General features: G+C 68.4%; 16 protein-coding genes and 1 tRNA gene. 9 read left to right on the top strand and 8 right to left on the bottom strand.

The window, feature by feature from the left end; genetic code table 11:
• Entirely contained in the window at positions 1-579 is a 579-nt protein-coding gene (dcd, locus tag KBX00_RS02215; protein WP_093409429.1) for a dCTP deaminase, read from the bottom strand.
• A gap of 77 nt (positions 580-656) precedes the next feature.
• Here dcd and KBX00_RS02220 point away from each other — a divergent pair, with 77 nt between their 5' ends.
• A complete protein-coding gene (locus KBX00_RS02220) occupies positions 657-1,193 on the top strand; it encodes a pyridoxamine 5'-phosphate oxidase family protein (RefSeq protein ID WP_210822609.1) in 537 nt (178 codons plus the stop codon).
• A 69-nt stretch (positions 1,194-1,262) separates the two neighbouring features.
• On the opposite strand, the gene KBX00_RS02225 is transcribed toward KBX00_RS02220, so the two are convergent.
• On the bottom strand, positions 1,263-2,267 hold the full coding sequence (locus KBX00_RS02225) for a zinc metalloprotease (protein ID WP_210822611.1): 1,005 nt from the start codon (positions 2,265-2,267) through the stop codon (positions 1,263-1,265).
• A gap of 329 nt (positions 2,268-2,596) precedes the next feature.
• On the opposite strand from KBX00_RS02225, the gene KBX00_RS02230 reads away from it, so the two are divergent.
• Positions 2,597-2,670, top strand: a tRNA-Gly gene (locus KBX00_RS02230).
• 550 nt (positions 2,671-3,220) lie between these two features.
• Here the strand turns inward: KBX00_RS02230 and KBX00_RS02235 are convergent.
• Together KBX00_RS02235 and KBX00_RS02240 are read right to left on the bottom strand one after the other, a co-directional pair.
• A complete protein-coding gene (locus KBX00_RS02235; RefSeq protein ID WP_210822613.1) occupies positions 3,221-3,610 on the bottom strand; it encodes a hypothetical protein in 390 nt (129 codons plus the stop codon).
• Between the two features lie 33 nt (positions 3,611-3,643).
• On the bottom strand, positions 3,644-7,453 hold the full coding sequence (locus KBX00_RS02240) for a tetratricopeptide repeat protein (protein WP_210822615.1): 3,810 nt from the start codon (positions 7,451-7,453) through the stop codon (positions 3,644-3,646).
• 1,221 nt (positions 7,454-8,674) lie between these two features.
• Between KBX00_RS02240 and KBX00_RS02245 the strand changes: the two genes are divergently transcribed.
• Positions 8,675-9,553, top strand: a complete 879-nt coding sequence (locus tag KBX00_RS02245; protein ID WP_210822617.1) for an LLM class flavin-dependent oxidoreductase — start codon at positions 8,675-8,677, stop codon at positions 9,551-9,553.
• Positions 9,554-9,667: 114 nt separating this feature from the next.
• Here KBX00_RS02245 and KBX00_RS02250 read toward each other — a convergent pair whose 3' ends face one another.
• Positions 9,668-10,099 (bottom strand): ASCH domain-containing protein, encoded by a 432-nt coding sequence (locus KBX00_RS02250; RefSeq protein WP_210822620.1) that lies wholly within the window; start codon positions 10,097-10,099, stop codon positions 9,668-9,670.
• A 128-nt stretch (positions 10,100-10,227) separates the two neighbouring features.
• On the opposite strand from KBX00_RS02250, the gene KBX00_RS02255 reads away from it, so the two are divergent.
• On the top strand, positions 10,228-10,743 hold the full coding sequence (locus tag KBX00_RS02255; protein ID WP_210822875.1) for an alpha/beta hydrolase: 516 nt from the start codon (positions 10,228-10,230) through the stop codon (positions 10,741-10,743).
• Between the two features lie 76 nt (positions 10,744-10,819).
• On the opposite strand, the gene KBX00_RS02260 is transcribed toward KBX00_RS02255, so the two are convergent.
• Positions 10,820-11,389 (bottom strand): phosphoribosyltransferase family protein, encoded by a 570-nt coding sequence (locus KBX00_RS02260; protein WP_210822622.1) that lies wholly within the window; start codon positions 11,387-11,389, stop codon positions 10,820-10,822.
• A gap of 179 nt (positions 11,390-11,568) precedes the next feature.
• Here KBX00_RS02260 and KBX00_RS02265 point away from each other — a divergent pair, with 179 nt between their 5' ends.
• The 4 genes from KBX00_RS02265 to KBX00_RS02280 all read left to right on the top strand — a co-directional run bounded on the left by KBX00_RS02265 (position 11,569) and on the right by KBX00_RS02280 (position 15,886).
• Entirely contained in the window at positions 11,569-12,192 is a 624-nt protein-coding gene (locus KBX00_RS02265) for a septal ring lytic transglycosylase RlpA family protein (protein ID WP_210822624.1), read from the top strand.
• A gap of 100 nt (positions 12,193-12,292) precedes the next feature.
• Complete coding sequence (locus KBX00_RS02270; protein ID WP_210822626.1) at positions 12,293-13,420, top strand: PP2C family protein-serine/threonine phosphatase; 1,128 nt, start codon at positions 12,293-12,295, stop codon at positions 13,418-13,420.
• Between the two features lie 144 nt (positions 13,421-13,564).
• On the top strand, positions 13,565-15,421 hold the full coding sequence (locus KBX00_RS02275) for an acyl-CoA dehydrogenase (protein WP_210822628.1): 1,857 nt from the start codon (positions 13,565-13,567) through the stop codon (positions 15,419-15,421).
• Positions 15,422-15,616: 195 nt separating this feature from the next.
• On the top strand, positions 15,617-15,886 hold the full coding sequence (locus tag KBX00_RS02280) for a DUF6458 family protein (protein WP_043961115.1): 270 nt from the start codon (positions 15,617-15,619) through the stop codon (positions 15,884-15,886).
• A 52-nt stretch (positions 15,887-15,938) separates the two neighbouring features.
• On the opposite strand, the gene KBX00_RS02285 is transcribed toward KBX00_RS02280, so the two are convergent.
• The gene (locus tag KBX00_RS02285) at positions 15,939-16,478 is read right to left on the bottom strand and encodes a histidine phosphatase family protein (protein WP_210822630.1); all 540 of its coding nucleotides are present in this window, start codon (positions 16,476-16,478) and stop codon (positions 15,939-15,941) included.
• 118 nt (positions 16,479-16,596) lie between these two features.
• Here KBX00_RS02285 and KBX00_RS02290 point away from each other — a divergent pair, with 118 nt between their 5' ends.
• The gene (locus KBX00_RS02290; protein ID WP_210822632.1) at positions 16,597-16,881 is read left to right on the top strand and encodes a DUF6458 family protein; all 285 of its coding nucleotides are present in this window, start codon (positions 16,597-16,599) and stop codon (positions 16,879-16,881) included.
• Between the two features lie 72 nt (positions 16,882-16,953).
• Here KBX00_RS02290 and KBX00_RS02295 read toward each other — a convergent pair whose 3' ends face one another.
• Entirely contained in the window at positions 16,954-17,631 is a 678-nt protein-coding gene (locus tag KBX00_RS02295; RefSeq protein WP_210822634.1) for a hemolysin III family protein, read from the bottom strand.
• Between the last annotated feature and the right edge of the window lie 71 nt (positions 17,632-17,702).

Raw genomic sequence — 17,702 nt, forward strand, 5'->3', positions numbered from 1 at the left:
TCAGCGGGTGGGCCAGGTGCGCCAGCTCTGCCAGGCACGACTCGGCGTCGGGCCGCGTTGACCCTGGTAGCGGGATCCGTAGACGGCTGATCCGTACGGGTGCTCGGCCGGCGAGGAGAGCCGGAAGATGCAGAGCTGCCCGATCTTCATGCCCGGCCAGAGGGTGATCGGTAGGTTGGCCACGTTGGACAGCTCCAGGGTGACGTGACCGGAGAAGCCGGGGTCGATGAAGCCGGCGGTGGAGTGGGTGAGCAGGCCGAGCCGGCCCAGGCTGGACTTGCCTTCGAGGCGGCCGGCGAGCTGGTCGCCCAGCGAGATGACCTCAAGCGTCGAGGCGAGTACGAACTCGCCCGGGTGCAGCACGAACGCCTGGCCGTCGGGCACCTCGACGGCCGAGGTGAGGTCGTCCTGTCGGGTGGCCGGGTCGATGTGGGTGTACAGGTGGTTGTTGAAGACCCGGAACAGCTTGTCCAGGCGTACGTCGATGCTGGAGGGCTGCACCAGGGTGGGCTCGAACGGTTCGAGCGCCAGGGTGCCCGCCTTGATCTCGGAGACCAGGTCGCGGTCGGAGAGCAGCATCGCCACACCATAGCTGCCGGTATGCGGCGGGCGTGTCGGACTACCCGCTTCGAACGTGTGTTCGATAAGATGTCGGCATGGCTTCCTGGTCCGAATTCGCCGCCGACGAGCCTCGACTCGCCGACGGGATCCGCCTTCTCATGCAGCAGTACGGCCCGGGCTTCGGCTACCTGGCCACGGTCCGCGCCGACGGCGGGCCCCGGGTGCACCCGGTCTCCCCGGTGATCACCGACGACGGTCTCTACTGCTTCGTGATCGACTCACCGAAGCGGCGCGACCTGGAACGCGACGGCCGTTACGCGCTGCACTCGTTCCCGCCGGAGGAGAGCGACGACGAGGCGTACGTGGCCGGGCGCGCCCGGCCCGTCACGGACGACGCCACCGTCGCCCGGCTGGCGTTCGCGGCGCGGGCCGCCCCGCACGCCGACTGGCGCCTCTTCGAGTTCACGGTCGACGTGGCGATGCTGGCCCGACGCGAGCAGGCGGTGGCTGGGCCGAGCGAGCTGGCGTCCCATCCGGCGGTCCAGGTCTGGCTCGACCCGGCGGGGGCCACGCCCCAGGCCACCCGCCCGGTGCCGGCCAGCTCCGGGCGGCATCACCGCCGGGCCGCCTGACCCACGTGCGCAGGTGCCGGCCCCCGTCCGACGGAGCCGGCACCTGCGGTACGCGGTGCTGCGCTGGTGCTATGCCGCGCGGTAGGAGTTCCAGGCGTTGATCATGCGGGTCGCCTGGCCCGAGGTGAACTGGTACATGCAGCCGTCGTACGAGTAGTCCATGAAGTTGGTGATCGGGTCCAGGCCCGAGCTGGAGCAGGTGTCCCGGCCGGTGGGGCAGCCGCTGGCCGGCGAGGCCTCGGCAGGGGTGTCCCCGACCTGGTCGCCACTGCCCGAGCAACCACCCTGGAAGGTGTGGTAGAGGTTCAGCCAGTGGCCAACCTCGTGGGTGCCGGTGTCACCCTGGTTGTAGTTGGTGGCGGTGCCACCGGGCAGCGATTCGCTGAGCACGACCACGCCGTCCATGACGTTCAGGTTGCGCTGCGGGAAGGTCGCCCAGCCGAGCAGGTTGTTGCTGAGCGCACCGAGGTAGATGTTCAGCGTCGCCTTGTTGCCCTGCCGCAGCTGGGTCTTCATCTGCCGCTCGGCCGACGAGCCCTGTCGGATCGGGTACCACGACGAGTTGGTCACCCGGTTGATGCTCTGCAGCTGGAAGGCGAAGGCGGTGGCGGCACCACCCGTCGCGCCGCTGAACGACTGGTTCAACACGTTGATCTGGGACTGGATCATCGAGTCGGGGATGTTTCCGCCGGCCCGGGTCGTGTCCCTGCGGATCACGTGCACCACCACCGGGATGGTGACCGAGGCCGCCGCGGCCTGGGCAGTCAGCGTACGTTGGCCGACTCGCTTGGCGCGCTCTTGCAGGATGTCGGCGAACTCGGCCTCGCGCTGATGCACCTGGGCGAGGGTCAACTGGTTCGGGTCATGACCGGCGGCACCGCCGCCCTTGGCCCGGGCCAGGGTGCCCGTCGGATCCTCACACACCTCGTCGGCCGTGACGGCGGCCGCCGCCGGGCTCGCGGTCGTGGTGGCGGCCGGCAGTAGGCCGACCGTAGCCACGCCGAGCGCCAGCGCGAGTGACGTCGATGCGATGCCGGCCATGCGCCGGTTCAGCAGGACGGGACGCAGTCCCATATGCCCACCTCTTTCTGGCGACGCGACCGGGGGTTGTGTCGCGTCGTGCGGAAAACGTGGGGCAGACGTTACAACCGATAGACGAATTTGAACATGGCCATATGTTGCGGTGCTGAAACTTCTCTCCGCCCCGCCCCGCCCCGCCTCGCCCCGGCACGTCGAAGGTCACCAAGATCCGTGCAGTTTCCGGGATGTTGCTCTCTCCGAACCGCCCTCAGGCAGCAAGTTCGGGGAAGTTGCGAGGAACGGGACGTTCTGCGGGTGACTTGTAGACGGGGTGGAGCCCTGGGTGCGTCGGCCTGGGTGCCTCGGGTAGAGTGATCCCGCTTGCGGGTGTAGTTCAATGGCAGAACATCAGCTTCCCAAGCTGACAGTGCGGGTTCGATTCCCGTCACCCGCTCCAGTGCATTGCGGCAGTTCATCGCCGTTTTGCTGGGGGATCGCTAGGTAGCGGGCCGCCTACCGAAAGTGACGGCGTGGGACGACCGAGCGCTGCCCGTGGTCGTGAAGGTTATGCGGGCAGCGGTTCTTGGTCAGTAAGGCGTAGAGCAGAACGCTGCCGTGCCTGATCACCGGGGTGCGCCCATCTCACCATGGAGTGCGCCAGTTCTGTCGGACCGTGCCGACACCATCCGCCTCGTGGCGTCGAAGCAGGTCGGGACACTTCGGTCAGGCGGGGAGGTATCAAGGACACTGTCCGGCTCGCTGTCTAGGCGAGGGCCGCCGGTTGCTGTGTCATGTGCTCCGCGACGCTACTCGGCAGCCGGAGCTACTTGCACAGCGTGCTGGTGGGCGAATTAGTCCACAACGTCGGCGCTACTGCGACCGCGGGCTCTCCGCGCGGCCTCGCCGAGGACATCGCAGACCGGGAAGCCGAAGAGAACCTTCTGCTGCTCTGGGATCGGACGGCCCCGATGTACAGGACTTACCGGGTAGCGGCCGCAGGCGCCAGCTCAGCTCCGGTGCGGAGCGTTGCCGCCCTCTTCGCCGAAACGGATCGTTTCCTCGATGACGATTTCGATGATCCGATCACGGTCTGCAGCCTCGAGCTCCGGCCCCTGCGGGCCGGGGTCCCTGTCGAGCCTGATCCGGACGTGGCGTGCGATCGCCTCCGGGTACGGCGCGGAGGTGGATTTCCTCAAGTCGCGGTAGACCATCCAGGCGAAGGTTGCGACGGAGACGATCAGGCCGCCCAGGGACACCGGGTCGACGTACTGAACGGGGTGGGAGGTGCTGGGTTGGGCGTGCAGGGCGGCCTCCACCTCGGCGGAAAGGGCGGATCCGGGTGGTGCGGCCAGCCGGTTGGCGGTAGCCCGGGCGGCGGTGGCTATCGGATCGGTCATCGTAGGGTCTCCGGGAATGGGGTCGGGTGGGGTTCATGCGTTGGCTGTTGGATCGGTATGAAGGTACTTGCGTACAGGGGCGGGCAGTTGCTGCCCGGTCACTTCAGGCCAGATCTGGGCGACGGTGTCCATGCCGAGGTTCCGTGCCATCCGCTTCAGATGCTCGGTCCCGGTGCCGGTGAGGGGATGTGGCACACGATCGAAAAGCGACACGCAGCGGACCGTCCACCTTAGGGCCTCCGTTGGCTGCCCCCGCTCCTCGGCGAGGAGCGCGAGCTGTGCGTAGGTGAGGGCCAGGCCGGGGCGGTCATCGAGCGTTTTCCTGACGGCGAGGGACTCGCGGTACCAGTCTTCGGCTCGGTCCAGCTCTCCGCGATTCTGATCCACCCTGCCGAGCTCGTGATATGCGTTGGCAATGCCGCGGTAGTCATTGAGAGATTTTTTGAGGTCGAGGGATTTGTGGTACCAGTCTTCGGCTCGGTCCAGCTCTCCGCGGTCCTGATCCACCATGCCGAGCTGGTGATATGTGGTGGCGCGACCGCTGTGATCTTCGAGTTTCTCATAGATGGAAAGGGATTGGCGGAACCATTCCTCGGCCATGTCCGGTTGCCCCCGCAGGCGGGCAATGATTGCCAGGCCCTGGTAGGTGTCGGCGAGGCCGGGGCGATCATCGAGAGACTTCTGGAGCGCGAGGGACTCGCGGTACCAGCATTCTGCCTGGTCCAGGTCGCCCCGCATCCGGGCGACGATCCCGAGGCCGTAGTGGCACTGGGCGCTGCGCGCGCGGTTGCCGAGTTTTTTGCAGAGACGTAGGGATTTGCGGTACCAGTCCTCGGCCTGGTCCAGCTTTCCGCGATTTTGGGCCACCATGCCGAGTTGGTGATAGATGCCGGCGATGCGGTGACTGTCACGGGGCGACTTCTGGAGCGCGAGGGACTTGTGGTACCAGTCCTCCGCTTGGTCCAGGTCACCCCGTTTACGGGCCACGTTGCCGAGATTGAGGTAGACAGCGGAAAGATCGCCTTGCCCAGCGGCTACCGGTGGCTGCTGTTCTAGGACACGGAGAGCCGTACGGAGAGTGCCTTCGGCCTGTTCCAGGCGACCGGCCCGGCTCAGACGATTGGCCTCGGCATTTGCCAGGGACAGCCACAGAAGGGCGGCGGGATCGGAAGCGATAACAACATTGCCCTCGGGCGGATCCAGGACGGCGAGTGCGCGATCCAGCCATACCCTGGCCTCTCCTGCCATCCTTCGCGCATCCCAGTACATGATCATCACGCTGATGATTCCGCCGGCGACAAGCCACTGTCGCTGGTCCAGTGCGTGGCCGAGCAAGCTGCCCAGGGTATGGCGCATATGGTCGATGATGTCCAGGGCATCCGAAGCGTCCCGGCCACCATCGATTTGCATGGCCAGCGCGAGGCTGAAGTGGGCGTGTGCTTCCAGCAGGGTGTGGGTTGTCGCGGTGGGCTCCGCACCGGGTGCGAGGTAGGCGGGCAGTGCGGGATGGATGCGGTACATGCCCCGCCCGAGAGGGGTGAGCAGACCCACACCTGTTGCCCGATCCAGCACAGCGCCCCATTGCTCGGCGGTCCTGTTCTGGTACTGCTCGGGCACCCCGGGCATCGCCGAAAATGTCGCCAGCACCCACTTACTGGCCACGTCGTGGATCAGCCCGAGAACGCTGAGGACCCTCTGGTCGTGGGGTTGCAGGTGGGTGAAGGAGTAGGCGATGCAAGCGGACAGGGAGCCAGTCCGGCCGCCGTCTTCAGCATCGCCAGCGGGTAACGGAGCTGTGCCTCTCAGGCCGGCCAGCAGCTTGTGAGCGCTGACGGTCTGCAGGTACGGCAGGGTCAGCCGCATGCTCAGCGGGTGTCCGTCCAGCCATTGCATCAGCTGAGCGAACGCTACGGACTGGCGGCGCTGACGAGCCTTCGGATAGGGCGCAAGGAGCTGTTCGGCGTACTCGTTTGCTTCCTCGGGCTCCAGCCCGCCCACCGCTACCCGGGCCACCATGTCCGGTCCGCCGAGCCAGTCCTCGGTGGTACGGCTGGTGATCACCACCGCACTCCGCCCGCCGGCCGCGATGCGGCGTAGGAACTGACAGATTTCGCTGCGCTGCTCCTCGTCCAAGGGCGGGGTCGCCTGGTGGGGATCGGCCATGGTGTGGACGGACTCAAAGTTGTCCCAGATCAGCAGCAGTCGCTTACTTGCCAGGAGTTCTTCAATATCGGACTGGGCTTTGTCGCGGTCGAGCCCGACAAAGTCGTCACCCCAAATCCGCTGTCCAATGGTGTCAATCACCCCGTCAATGCCGTAAGAGGCAACGCCGGGCTCGAACGAATTCCAGATAACCCCAGACGTGCCGTCCACCGCGCCAGTTTCGCGGTACCAGCGGCCGAAAGCCTTGGCCAGTTCGGTTTTTCCCGTCCCGCCTATGCCGTGCAACACCACCACCCGCTGCTGCCGAGCGGCAACGTCCAGCAGGTACAACGGCCTGTCCCGGCCGACGAACTCTCCCGTCTCTGCCGGTATACCATCATCGCTGATGGCTGGCACGTCCCGTCGGCGATCCGTACTGACTGCGCGCTGACGGATGCGATCCAGTAGGTCCCCGACCGGTTCCCGGTTTCCACGTTCCGTGTGTAGGCCGGGGAACCGGACGTCGCCGCGTGCGTACAACACCGGGACCATCCAGTCGGCCAGCGGTAGCGGCCCCTTGGGAGAGGGCCGCTGGTCCGCCCTTGCCAAGCGATAGCGACCGGCTGCCACCGCCTCGGCCAGCCGGTCGCCGGCGAACAGCCGCTCGTAGAAGGCAGTCATGAACTCAGCGGCCGCCACCGTGTAAACGCTATAAGCCATGGCGACCACAGCGGCCGTGCCCTCCTGCAGGAGACGGGTCGCCACCGCCGCCTCCACCCGCGAACCAACCGTCGCCGACCGGCAGGCGTTAAGCACCACCACCGGCACCCGGGCCACAGCCAGCACTCGCGCCACCCGGTCGGCCGACACCCAGTCCGCGCCGCCCGCGCGATCTTCGAAGGCCAGCTCTCCCCGCAATTCATCCATCTGAGACGCTTTTCGCCCCCAGCCAATGCCGCCTGCCTGGCTGGATGGCCGGAACTCGCCATGGCCGTCAAAGTGAACGATCTGGAACGGCTCGCCCGCCACCCGCGCTGCGCGCAGCACCTGCTCCAGATTTTCCAGGGTCGGCGGGCGTAGCACCACCAACTCCACTCGCCCCCGCACCGCCTCCAGGCGTTGCAGCAACGGTCGAGCTATCATCCGATAGCGCACATCTGCGGTTCCCCCCGGCCGCGAAATCACCATCAGCACCCGAAGCCGGGACCCCTCTACCCCGAACCTCTGCCGCAGATCGGCAGCGGGCAAGCTGCGAGTGATCGCAACCCCGTCCAGCACGAGCGGCGCGGGCCGACCCGGATCTGCCATCAACTCCCAGGGCAGTCCCAACAGATCCGCCGACGCCGAGCTCACCACGATCTCCACCAAGCCACCACCAGGGGCCTCAGCCCGTGCCCGTGCCCGCACCCAAGCCTCACGGGCCGAACCGGTGGGAAACGCCGCTGCGAAGATCTGCGCGCCCCACGCGGGCAGCCGCGCCGCCAGCTGCGGGCCGCGCTCGCCGTACACGCCGAACGGCTCCCGTAAATAATCCTCCAGATACCAGCGCAGCTCTGCCAGCTGCGCGTCCGTCAACGGCCACGCCAGCGGCGGGAGCCCGCCCACCGAGCTGGGGTAGTCACCTGACGGCCAACTCTGCAGCAATACCTGACCCTCCGGTGACAGGTCCATTAGCAGCCGTTCTGTCAGACCTTCCGCCATGTCCCGCCCCTCAGGTCAATAGGGTCTGACGGGTCCGCTGCAACGACTCATATACGGCACGGTGCTTTCCTCGGCCCTTGTAGTCGTAGATCACGGATACGCCGTCCTCGATGGTATCTCCGGGGATGTTGACGAAGCCCAGGACCGGCTGCCGCGTCGGTGGCGGGGTTGTGGTTACCGCACCTCCGGCGGGGGGCGCTCTGGCTCCAGGATGACCGGGGAGCCGTCGGCGTCTTGCGGTCTGTGGGTGGTGTCGGTGGGAGCCATCCCGCCCGCCGTCGACCCGGGCGAGCCGAGCAGAACATCGCCCAACCCGCCAGCGTCTGTACGGGTGTCAAGGCCGTCTTGACGTGGCGGGCCGGACGGAGGCCGGCTCCACAGGAGTGCGGGTCGACGGCAGACAGTGGGATGGCGACACCTGCGGCGTCTGCTTCGCCGGTGATGCAAGGTGGTATGGCTGCCAAAGAGGGATTGCTTTCGTGGCAGGCGCGATGCCGCCGGCGGCATCGCGCCCTACTGCCTTAGGACTGCGAGGAGGCCAGAGATGGCACTGATGAGCGCAGCGATACCAGCGAGGAGTGCTATCCACTCACCTAGCGTGTTGCGCCCGCCTCGGCTAGTCCGGCTCTCTCTCCTGTTCATCAGCCTCATGAACCTGCACCTTCTTCAGTGATTGCGGGACAGGGACAGCACCCGAGCCAACGGATTGCTGGCCTGTCCCAACGTGCCTTCGGGCCTGTGCCGAATAGGTTCCCAGATGCGGATGGAGGAATGCGATTCTCATGGCCGTCCTCCCATGCATGGCTTCCCATCGGGTGCTTGGCCCGACGAGACGGCTCCGCCTACCGGAGCCCTCATGCCCGATGCATGCCCGAAGACTGGGTCTACAGTGGTCAACACAACCGAGAGCGGCGCCTCAAGGCTGACGCTCTGTAGTTGGTATTTCGTATGGGATTGATCGAATGTCAGCCAACAGTGACGATTAACCCGATTCCCATGCTGGCAGTGCGGGTTCGCTTCCCGTCACCCGCTCCATGAGCAAGGCCGAGGTCAGGACACGTTCCCGACCTGGGCCGCTACGGACACCCGCCAGTTGCAGGTGTGCTGGAAGTTGGAGCGGCGCAGGGTCGTAACCCTACAACGACCCAGCACGCGATCTGCACCCCCGCGCCCCCGGAATGCAAGAGGGATCGCGGCCGTGGCCCCCGTACGCTGGCGATCATGCGAATTGGCATCGTGATCCTGCCCGACCAGCGCTGGTCGGTGGCGCGGCACCGGTGGCGACGGGCCGACGAGTGGGGCTTCGACCACGCCTGGACGTACGACCATCTGGGCTGGCGCGACCTGGTGGACGGGCCCTGGTTCGACTCGATGACCACGTTGACCGCCGCCGCGACGGTGACCGCCCGGATCCGCCTCGGCACGCTCGTCGCCTCACCGAACTTCCGGCACCCGGCGGCCTTCGCCCGGCAGGTGACCGCGCTTGACGATGTCTCCGACGGGCGGGCGCTGCTCGGCATCGGCGCGGGCGGCATCGGGTTCGACGCCGCTGTTCTCGGCGGTGCGACGCTGCCTCCACGGCAGCGGGTGGATCGGTTCGCCGAGTTCGCCGAGTTGCTCGACACCATCCTGCGACGGGACGGCACCACCTGGCGGGGCGACTGGTTCGCGGCGGTCGACGCGCGGAGCAATCCGGGCTGCGTGCAGGAACCCCGAGCGCCGTTCGTGGTGGCCGCCAACGGGCCCCGTTCGATGCGGATCGCGGCCCGCTTCGGGCAGGGTTGGGTGACGACCGGGCCCGCCGTCGACGACCTGGGCGACTGGTGGACCGGGGTGGCCGAGTTGACCAGTCGGCTCGACGCGACCCTGGCCGCGCAGGGACGGGACCCGGCCAGCCTGGACCGCTACCTTTCGCTGGATTCGGCACCGGCCTTCTCGTTGCGCAGCGTGCAGTTCTTCGCCGACCAGGTGGAGCGGGCGGCGAAGCTCGGCTTCACGGACGTGATCACGCACTGGCCTCGGGAGAACAGCTGGTACGCCGGTGACGAGGCGGTCCTGGTGGAGGTCGCCACCCGCCTCCTGCCCGAGCTGCGCCGCTGAACTTGCGCGCCGCCCGCCGGCCGGGTCGCCCGCCGGCCGGGTCGGTCCACTGCCCGAGGTAGGTACCCGAGGTGCCGGCCGGGTCTCCTCAGGTACTGCTCGCGGACGACGGGCTCAGGTGCCGAGGTCGCCGGTGGCGGTGCCGCCCGCCTCGGCGGACACCAGGCGGAAGCGTACGCAGACGATCTCGCTCTGGTCGGTGACCGGGGTGCCGACGCGAGCCCAGTAGGCGGCGTGACCGGCCCGCCATTCCTCGATCGAACGGTCGCCCTCCCCCTCGGCGCGGGCGAAGTCCCACGGCACCTCGGCGAACCGGGTCACCTCGACACCGGTCACCTGGACGACGGCCACCAGGGCGTCGGCGTCGTCCACCAGTGCCAACCGCTCTCCGACGTGCTCAAGTTTCTCGTCCTCGTCGGCGTACTCGCTGAGCAGGCCGGCGGTGGCGGTCTTCACGCCGGCCAGCACGAGGGTGTTGAGGCGCGACCGCAGGTCACCGGGAGTGCCGAGGGCTAGTGCGCGGAGACCGCCGATCCGTGGCCACATCCTGTCTAGGCTACCGCCCGGTCCGGTCGGGATCTTGCCGCGACATCGCCAACGTCCCCAGCGTGCTGAGCCGGCCCGCGAGGGTGCGAATGGGGGTACGGTCGATGGCTGACGACAAGGAGATGTCCATGGCGGACCGACGCGCGGTGCTCATCCCGGGACGCGGCTACGACACCCGGTACCCCCTCTTTCTCTACCTGGGCGAGGCGCTGCGCCGGGTCGGTTTCGGGCTGCACGGGATCTCCTGGCAGGTGCCGGAGCACTTCGACATCGACACCATCGGCAGGTGGGTGTGTGACCAGGTCTCCCCGACCCTGACCGAGCGGACCGACCTGCTGGTGGGCAAGTCGCTCGGCACCCTTGCCGCACCGCTCGCGGCCGGGCGGGGGCTCCCCGCCGTCTGGCTCACCCCGCTGCTGCACCGGGGCGACGTGGTCGACGCGCTGCGCCGGGCCACCGCCCCTTTCATCCTGGTCGGCGGCACCGCCGACTCGTCCTGGGACGGCGGGGTGGCCCGGCGGCTCACCCCGCACGTGTTGGAGATCCCCGGCGCCGACCACGCGCTGATGGTGCCTGGCCCGCTGGCCCGCTCCGCCGAGGCGCTCGGCCAGGTCTGCACCGTGGTCGAAGATTTCGTCCGCTGACCCCGCACCCCCTTCCTCGCGTCGACCATGAACTTGTTGTCGCGACACGCCGACGTGTGGGGCAACAATTTCATGATCAACGGGATGGGGTGGGGTCAGGCGGGAGGTCGGGGGTGGTGAGGAGGGCGGTGATCCTCAGGTCGGCCGCGACCGGTGGCGGGCAGGTGGCCACCACGGCGGCGGTGCCGACCGGGTCGGCGCCTCGGGCCGCGCAGATGTCGTAGACGGCGCGTACCTGGGCGGCGGTGTCCACCCAGTCGTCGACCACCAGCACCCGGTCTCCGGGGCCCAGGTGCCGGTCACGCACCGCGAGGTCCACGCGGCGACCGCGAAAGTCGGGGGGACTCTGCGCCCAGGTCAGCGCGCCGGCGGGCAGCCGTCCGTCACCGGGCTTGTGTGCTGCCACGAATCCCACGCCGAGGGCGGTGGCGGCCAACGGCCCGAGCAGGAACCCGGTGACCGCCGGGGCCACCACCACCGTGGGTCGAGTCGCCCGGAACGGGGCGACCAACGCCGGCCCCAGCGCGGCGAGCGTCGCCGGATCCCGCCACCACCCCGAGGTGTCGCTGACCAGGTGACTCGCGCCCGGTCCGGGATCGACCCACGCGAACAGCTCGACGAGACGTCTTCTCAGCTCAGCGGGCATGTCACCATCCTGCGCCAGGTACCTGCCGAACACCCGCCCGCCCGGCCCAGGCCGGATCGGATGATCGGCTTCACGTATCGCCATAATTGCGGGCATAGTGTCATGATCACGTTGACTTCGGAAGTGCTTCTCTCGTTATGGTCCGACCCGGTTTGACCCGCTGAGAAAGGACCGGGCCGGTGGCTGGTAGGCACTCCCGTAACCGCAGGTTCACCTCGCCGGCCGGTCTCACGGCCAGCGCCGTGGTGGCGGTCGCGCTCGCCGTCGGCGGCACCGTCGGTGCCATTCGGCTGACCGCCGAGTCGGAGCCGGTGCGACCGGCCGCGATCGACCTGTCGCCCACCACCGGTACGAGTGCCCCTGGTTCGCCGAGCGCGTCGCCGACTGCCAGCTCCTCGCCGAGCCCGACGGCGAGCCCGAAGCCGAGCCGCACCGCGCAGGCGCCGTCCCGCAGCAAGCAGCGTACGGCCAGCCCGAAGCCGAAGCCGACGGCCACGAAGACCACGGCCCGCCCGGTGGTCGACACCGGCTCCTGCGGCGCGTCCTTCTACTGGCAGGGGCAGATGACCGCCAACGGTGAGACGTTCGACCCGGAAGGCATGACGGCCGCCCACAAGACCCTGCCGTTCGGCGCCAAGGTGCGGGTGACAAACCCTGCCAACGGCAAGTCGGTCACCGTTCGGATCAACGATCGGGGTCCGTTCATCGAGGGGCGTTGCCTTGACCTGGCGCGGGCCGCGTTTGCCGAGATCGCGTCGCTCGACCTCGGTCACATCAACGTCCGCTACGAGGTGCTCGGCTGAGCCGGTGGAGCGTCAGGATCGGCTCCGCTCCCGGACCCTGGCGGCCAGATCCGTCTCGTCCGAGGGGCCAGGCTCATTCTTTCGCTCACCTACATCGGGCATGCTGTCGGATGTACGTACCCAACTCCTCCAGCCGGGCCGCGGCCCGCTGAGCCCCGGATCCCGCGCCGGCCTCGGCGCGGCCCTCGTCCTGCTCGCGATCGTCTCGGCGGTCGAGTTGGCGGACGGCCGTACGGCGAACTACATCGCGCTGATGGTCGCCGCGCCGTTCCTGGCCGCCGCGCTCGCCTCGTGGCGGATCGTGCTGGGCGTCGGTGTGGCCGCCTCCGTGCTGGGGGCTACCTTCGCCCTGGCCGAGCGGACGGTCTCGCTCTCCACCGCGGTCGCGGTGGCCGGCATCGCGTTGGGCACGGGTATCGCGGGGGCGGTGGCCGCGGTGCGGCAGCGGCAGGCGGAGCAGATCGCCGAGCTGTCGAAGCTGGCCATGGTCGCTCAGCAGGCGGTGCTGCGTCCGCTCGGTCCTCGGGTCGGCGCGCTTTCCGTGGCCGGCCGGTACATCTCGTCGACCGCTACGGCCGAGATCGGCGGCGACCTCTACGAGGCGATCGAGACGCCGTACGGCGTTCGGATGATCATCGGGGACGTGCGCGGCAAGGGCCTGGAGGCGGTCCGGCTGGCGAGCATCGTGCTCGGCTCGTACCGGCACGTGGCGTACGAGCGGGCCGATCTGCGGTCCGTCGTGACGGATCTGGACCGGGCGGTGGCGCGTAACGTCGGCGACGAGGACTTCGTCACCGCCGCACTCGTCGAGGAGCGCGGCGGCACGCTCACCATCGTCAACTGTGGGCATCCCGCGCCGCTGCTGCTGCGTCGCGGCGCGGTGATCTCCCTTGAGCCACCGGCGCCGGCGCCCCCGCTGGGTTTCATGCCCGTGGTCCGGCCGCGGGTCGAACGGCTGGAGCCGGGTGACCGGTTGCTGCTGTTCACCGACGGGCTGGGCGAGGCCCGCCGGGACGGTGAGTTCTTCCCCACCGCGGACCGGGCCTGGCGGCTACTCGGCCACGGTACGGTCGGCGACGGCCTCGCCTCGTTGGAGACCGCCCTCGTCGAATGGGTGCACGGCCGGCTCGACGACGACATCGCACTGGTCCTGATGGAGTACACGGGCTCGCCGGGCAAGACGACGGCGGCGGTACCGAGCTGGGAGGTAGGTGCCGCCGAAGGGTGAGAACCGGCGGGCCGAGGCTGGCGAACCTGAACGGCAGGTGTGTAATGCCCGTCACTGGTGGGATCGGCTTGTCGCTGCCTACCCGCGAGTAATAGAGTCAGGGTTACTGATCGGTAACACCTGTCCGGAAGCGGGGCCAGCGACATGACCCACTACAAGAGCAACCTTCGGGACCTCGAATTCAACCTGTTCGAGGTGTTCGGGGCGGACCGGGCGTTCGGCCAGGAGCCGTACTCCGACCTCGACGTCGACACCGCGCGGAGCTTCCTCGCTGAGGTCGACCGACTGGCTCGGCAGGACCTGGCCGCCAGTTACCAGGACAGCGATCGCAACCCCCCGGTCTTCGATTCGGCCACGCACACCGCACCGCTGCCGGAGTCGTTCAAGAAGTCGTACCGCGCCTTCATGGAGTCCGAGTTCTGGCGTCTGGACCTGCCCTCGGAGCTGGACGGCACAAACGCCCCCCGGGCGCTGTGGTGGGCGCTCGCCGAGCTGGTGCTCGGCTCGAACGCGCCGGTGTGGATGTACGCCTCCGGCCCCTCCTTCGCGCACGTGCTGCACGTCGAGGGCACCGAGCAGCAGAAGAAGTGGGCCAAGCTCTTCATCGACCGGCAGTGGGGCTCCACCATGGTGCTCACCGAGCCGGACGCCGGCTCGGACGTGGGCGCCGGCCGGGCACGGGCGATCCCGCAGCCGGACGGCTCGTGGCACATCGAGGGTGTCAAGCGCTTCATCACCTCGGGCGAGCACGACCTGAGCGACAACATCGTCCACTACGTACTCGCCCGCCCGGTCGGCGTGGCGGGCGTGGGTGGCCCCGGCACCAAGGGTCTGTCGCTGTTCGTCGTGCCGAAGTACCACTTCGACGAGAACACCGGCGAGCTGGGCGAGCGCAACGGCGTCTTCGCCACCAACGTCGAGCACAAGATGGGCCTGAAGGTCTCCAACACCTGCGAGATCACCTTCGGCGAGCACGGCGTACCGGCCAAGGGCTGGCTGCTGGGCGAGAAGCACGACGGCATCCGGCAGATGTTCATGATCATCGAGTACGCCCGGATGATGGTCGGCACGAAGGCCATCGCCACCCTGTCCACCGGTTACCTCAACGCCCTGGAGTACGCCAAGAACCGGGTGCAGGGCGCCGACCTGACCCAGATGACGGACAAGACCGCCGAGCGGGTGACCATCACCGCGCACCCCGACGTACGTCGATCGCTGCTGCTGCAGAAGTCGTACGCCGAGGGCCTGCGGGCGCTGGTCCTCTACACCGCCACCTGGCAGGACAAGGTCGCCATGGCGGAGGCGGCCGGTGACGAGCAGGCCATCAAGCTGGCCAAGCGGGTCAACGACCTGCTCCTCCCGCTGGTCAAGGGCGTCGGCTCGGAGCGCGCGTACGAGCTGCTCGGGCACGAGTCGCTGCAGACCTTCGGTGGCTCCGGCTTCCTCCAGGACTACCCGCTGGAGCAGTACGTCCGGGACGCCAAGATCGACACGCTGTACGAGGGCACAACGGCGATCCAGAGCCTCGACCTGATCTTCCGGAAGATCGTCCGAGACAACGGCAAGGCACTGATGGCCGTGGCCGGCGAGATCCAGGAGTTCATCGCCACCGAGGCGGGCAACGGCCAGCTCAAGGAGGAGCGTCAGGCGCTCGGCAAGGCGCTCGCCGAGATCCAGAACATCCTCGGGGTGATGACCGGCTGGCTGGGTGAGGCGCAGAGCGGGGAGACCCGGGCGCTGTACAAGGTCGGCCTCGGCAGCCGCCGGTTCCTGCTGGCCCTCGGTGACCTGGTCGTCGGCTGGCTGTTGCAGAAGCAGGCCGACGTGGCGCTGAAGGCCCTCGCCGGTGAGGTGACCGCGGCGGACAAGGCGTTCTACACCGGAAAGGTGGCCGCCGCCCGATTCTTCGCCCGCGAGGTGCTCCCCCGCATCGGCGCCGACCGCCGCATCATCGAGACCGCCGACCTGGACATCATGGACCTCCCCGAAGAAGCCTTCTAACCCACCCAACCCCACCCACCCCTGCCTCGTCGATCATGAGGTTAGCGGCAGTTCTAGAGATCAACTCTGCCGCCAACCTCATGATCGACGGGCTGTCGGTGGGGGTTGGGTGGGGGTAACTGGGGGGTGGGTGGGTATGCGTTGCGGGCCAGTCCGAGTACGCCCAGAGCAACCGCACGGGGGAGTGCCGCGCACATGGGCATTGGTAGTGGGATCTTCCTGATCGCGATCGGCGCGATCCTGACCTTCGCCATCCGGGCCAACGTCTGGTGGGTCGACCTGCGGGCGGTCGGTTGGGTCTTCATCCTGGCCGGGCTGGCCGTGTTGCTCACCACGCTCTGGTTCTGGCAGGACCGCCGCAAACGGGCCCGGACCCTGATCGTGGAGGAGAACCGGCTCTCGCATCCGACCGCGATGATGCCGCCACCGCCCGATCCACCACCACCGACCGCGCCACCGAGCTGAGCGACCGCGTCACCGAGCTGAGCGACTGCCTCCGACCCGCACCGCACGCGGACTAGCCGCGTGCGGTGTGCCGTGTCTCGATCCGGGCCACGCCGCGGCTCAGTTCCGCCCAGGGCGCGGCCGTCCGGTGCACCACCAGCCCGCCGGTACGCAGCCCTTCCGGCTCCGCCTCAACCGGATCGAGCAGTTCGGACAGCAGTGAGATACCAGGATTGTGGGCGATCAGCAGGACCGTCGTCGCGTCGGGTGACAGCTGCCGGATCAGGTGCAGCAGATCCTCCGGATGCGCCTCGTAGGCGTCCGGTTCGTAGCGGACCACCGGAGCCGGACCTGCGGGACCGCTCTCCGGTGGGGTGCCGGTGATCCCCAACTGGACGTCATGCCATGTCTGTCTGGTTCGTACGGCTGCCGAGCAGAGCACCACGTCCGGCAGCATCCCGCGCCGGGCCAGCCACGCCCCGGCTGCCGCGGCGTCCGCGCGACCGCGCGTGCTCAGCGGGCGTTCGATGTCGGGACGGTCCGTGGTGGGCGGTTCGGCCTTGGCGTGCCGCAGCAGCACCAGTGTCCGCTCGTGGGGCGGGCTGTCCGTCATGTCTCCAGCTTGCCTGATTGGCGATCTCCGTGCCGGGGTAAGTCGGTCGGTGCCGCAACCTCATCCGTGGCCGCGGCGAAGTGGAATGCCAGCTTCGATAGCCAAGGAGACGACGTAGATGGGCATCGGTGGCAGTATTTTCCTGATCGCGCTGGGTGCGATCTTCGCGTTCGCCGTGGAGGCGGATCTGGGCTGGCTCAACCTGAGCGTCGTCGGCTGGGTGCTGATGCTCGCGGGTGTCGCCGGGCTGATCGTGACTCTCTACTTCTGGAACTCCCGTCGGCGTGCGGTCGTCGCGCCGGTGCGCGAGGAACGGGTGGTGGCCGAGCGCGCCGTGCCGGTACGGGACGACCAGGTGGTCCAGGAGTACCGCGAGGTGCGCCGGCCCGGTCCCACGATCTGATCCCACTCGACGGACCCAGCGGGGGTGGTGAGCGACGAGGCTCACCACCCCCGCTGTCGTCGTGCGCCGGCCTCAGGCGAACAGTGCGAAGTAGATGGCGATGTGGTGACAGATCGCGGCGACCAACGTGCAGGCGTGGAAGAACTCGTGGTGGCCGAATACGGTGGGCCACGGATTCGGGCGGCGCAGCGCGTAGAAGACCGCGCCCACGGTGTAGATCCCGCCGCCCACCGCGAGCAGCACCAGGGCGGCGACGCCACCCTGATAGAGGATGTCGGGCAGCATCGCCACCGACACCCAGCCGAGGGCGAGGTACAGCGGCGCGGAGATCCACCGGTTGGCGTGCGGCCAGATCAGCTTGAGCGCCACGCCGCCCAGGGCACCGCCCCAGACGATCGACAGCATCATGACGGCGGCCCGGGTCTCCAGCAGCAGCAGGCAGAACGGTGTGTACGTGCCGGCGATGAACAGGAAGATCATCGAGTGGTCCATCCGGCGCATGACCGCGTAGCCGCGGGTCGACCAGACCCGCCGGTGGTACAGCGCGCTGGTGCCGAAGAGGCCGCAGACGGTGAAGCTGTAGACGGCGGAACTGACCAGGGGGGTCCAGCCCGGACGGGTGGCGGCGATCGAACAGAGCACGATGCCGCAGACCAGGGCGACAAAGAAGGCGTACGTGTGCAGCCAGCCGCGCATCCGGGGTTTCCCGATGTCGACCGGCTTGAGCCGGGGGCGTGCTGAGGTGGTCACGCCCATAGGTTACGGCAGCGTAGGTTACTTTCGGGTAGTGCAACTGGTCACGCCGTCCGACAAGTGGCCGA

It is taken from the genome of Micromonospora sp. C95 (genome assembly GCF_018070465.1).
Classification (GTDB): Bacteria; Actinomycetota; Actinomycetes; order Mycobacteriales; family Micromonosporaceae; genus Micromonospora.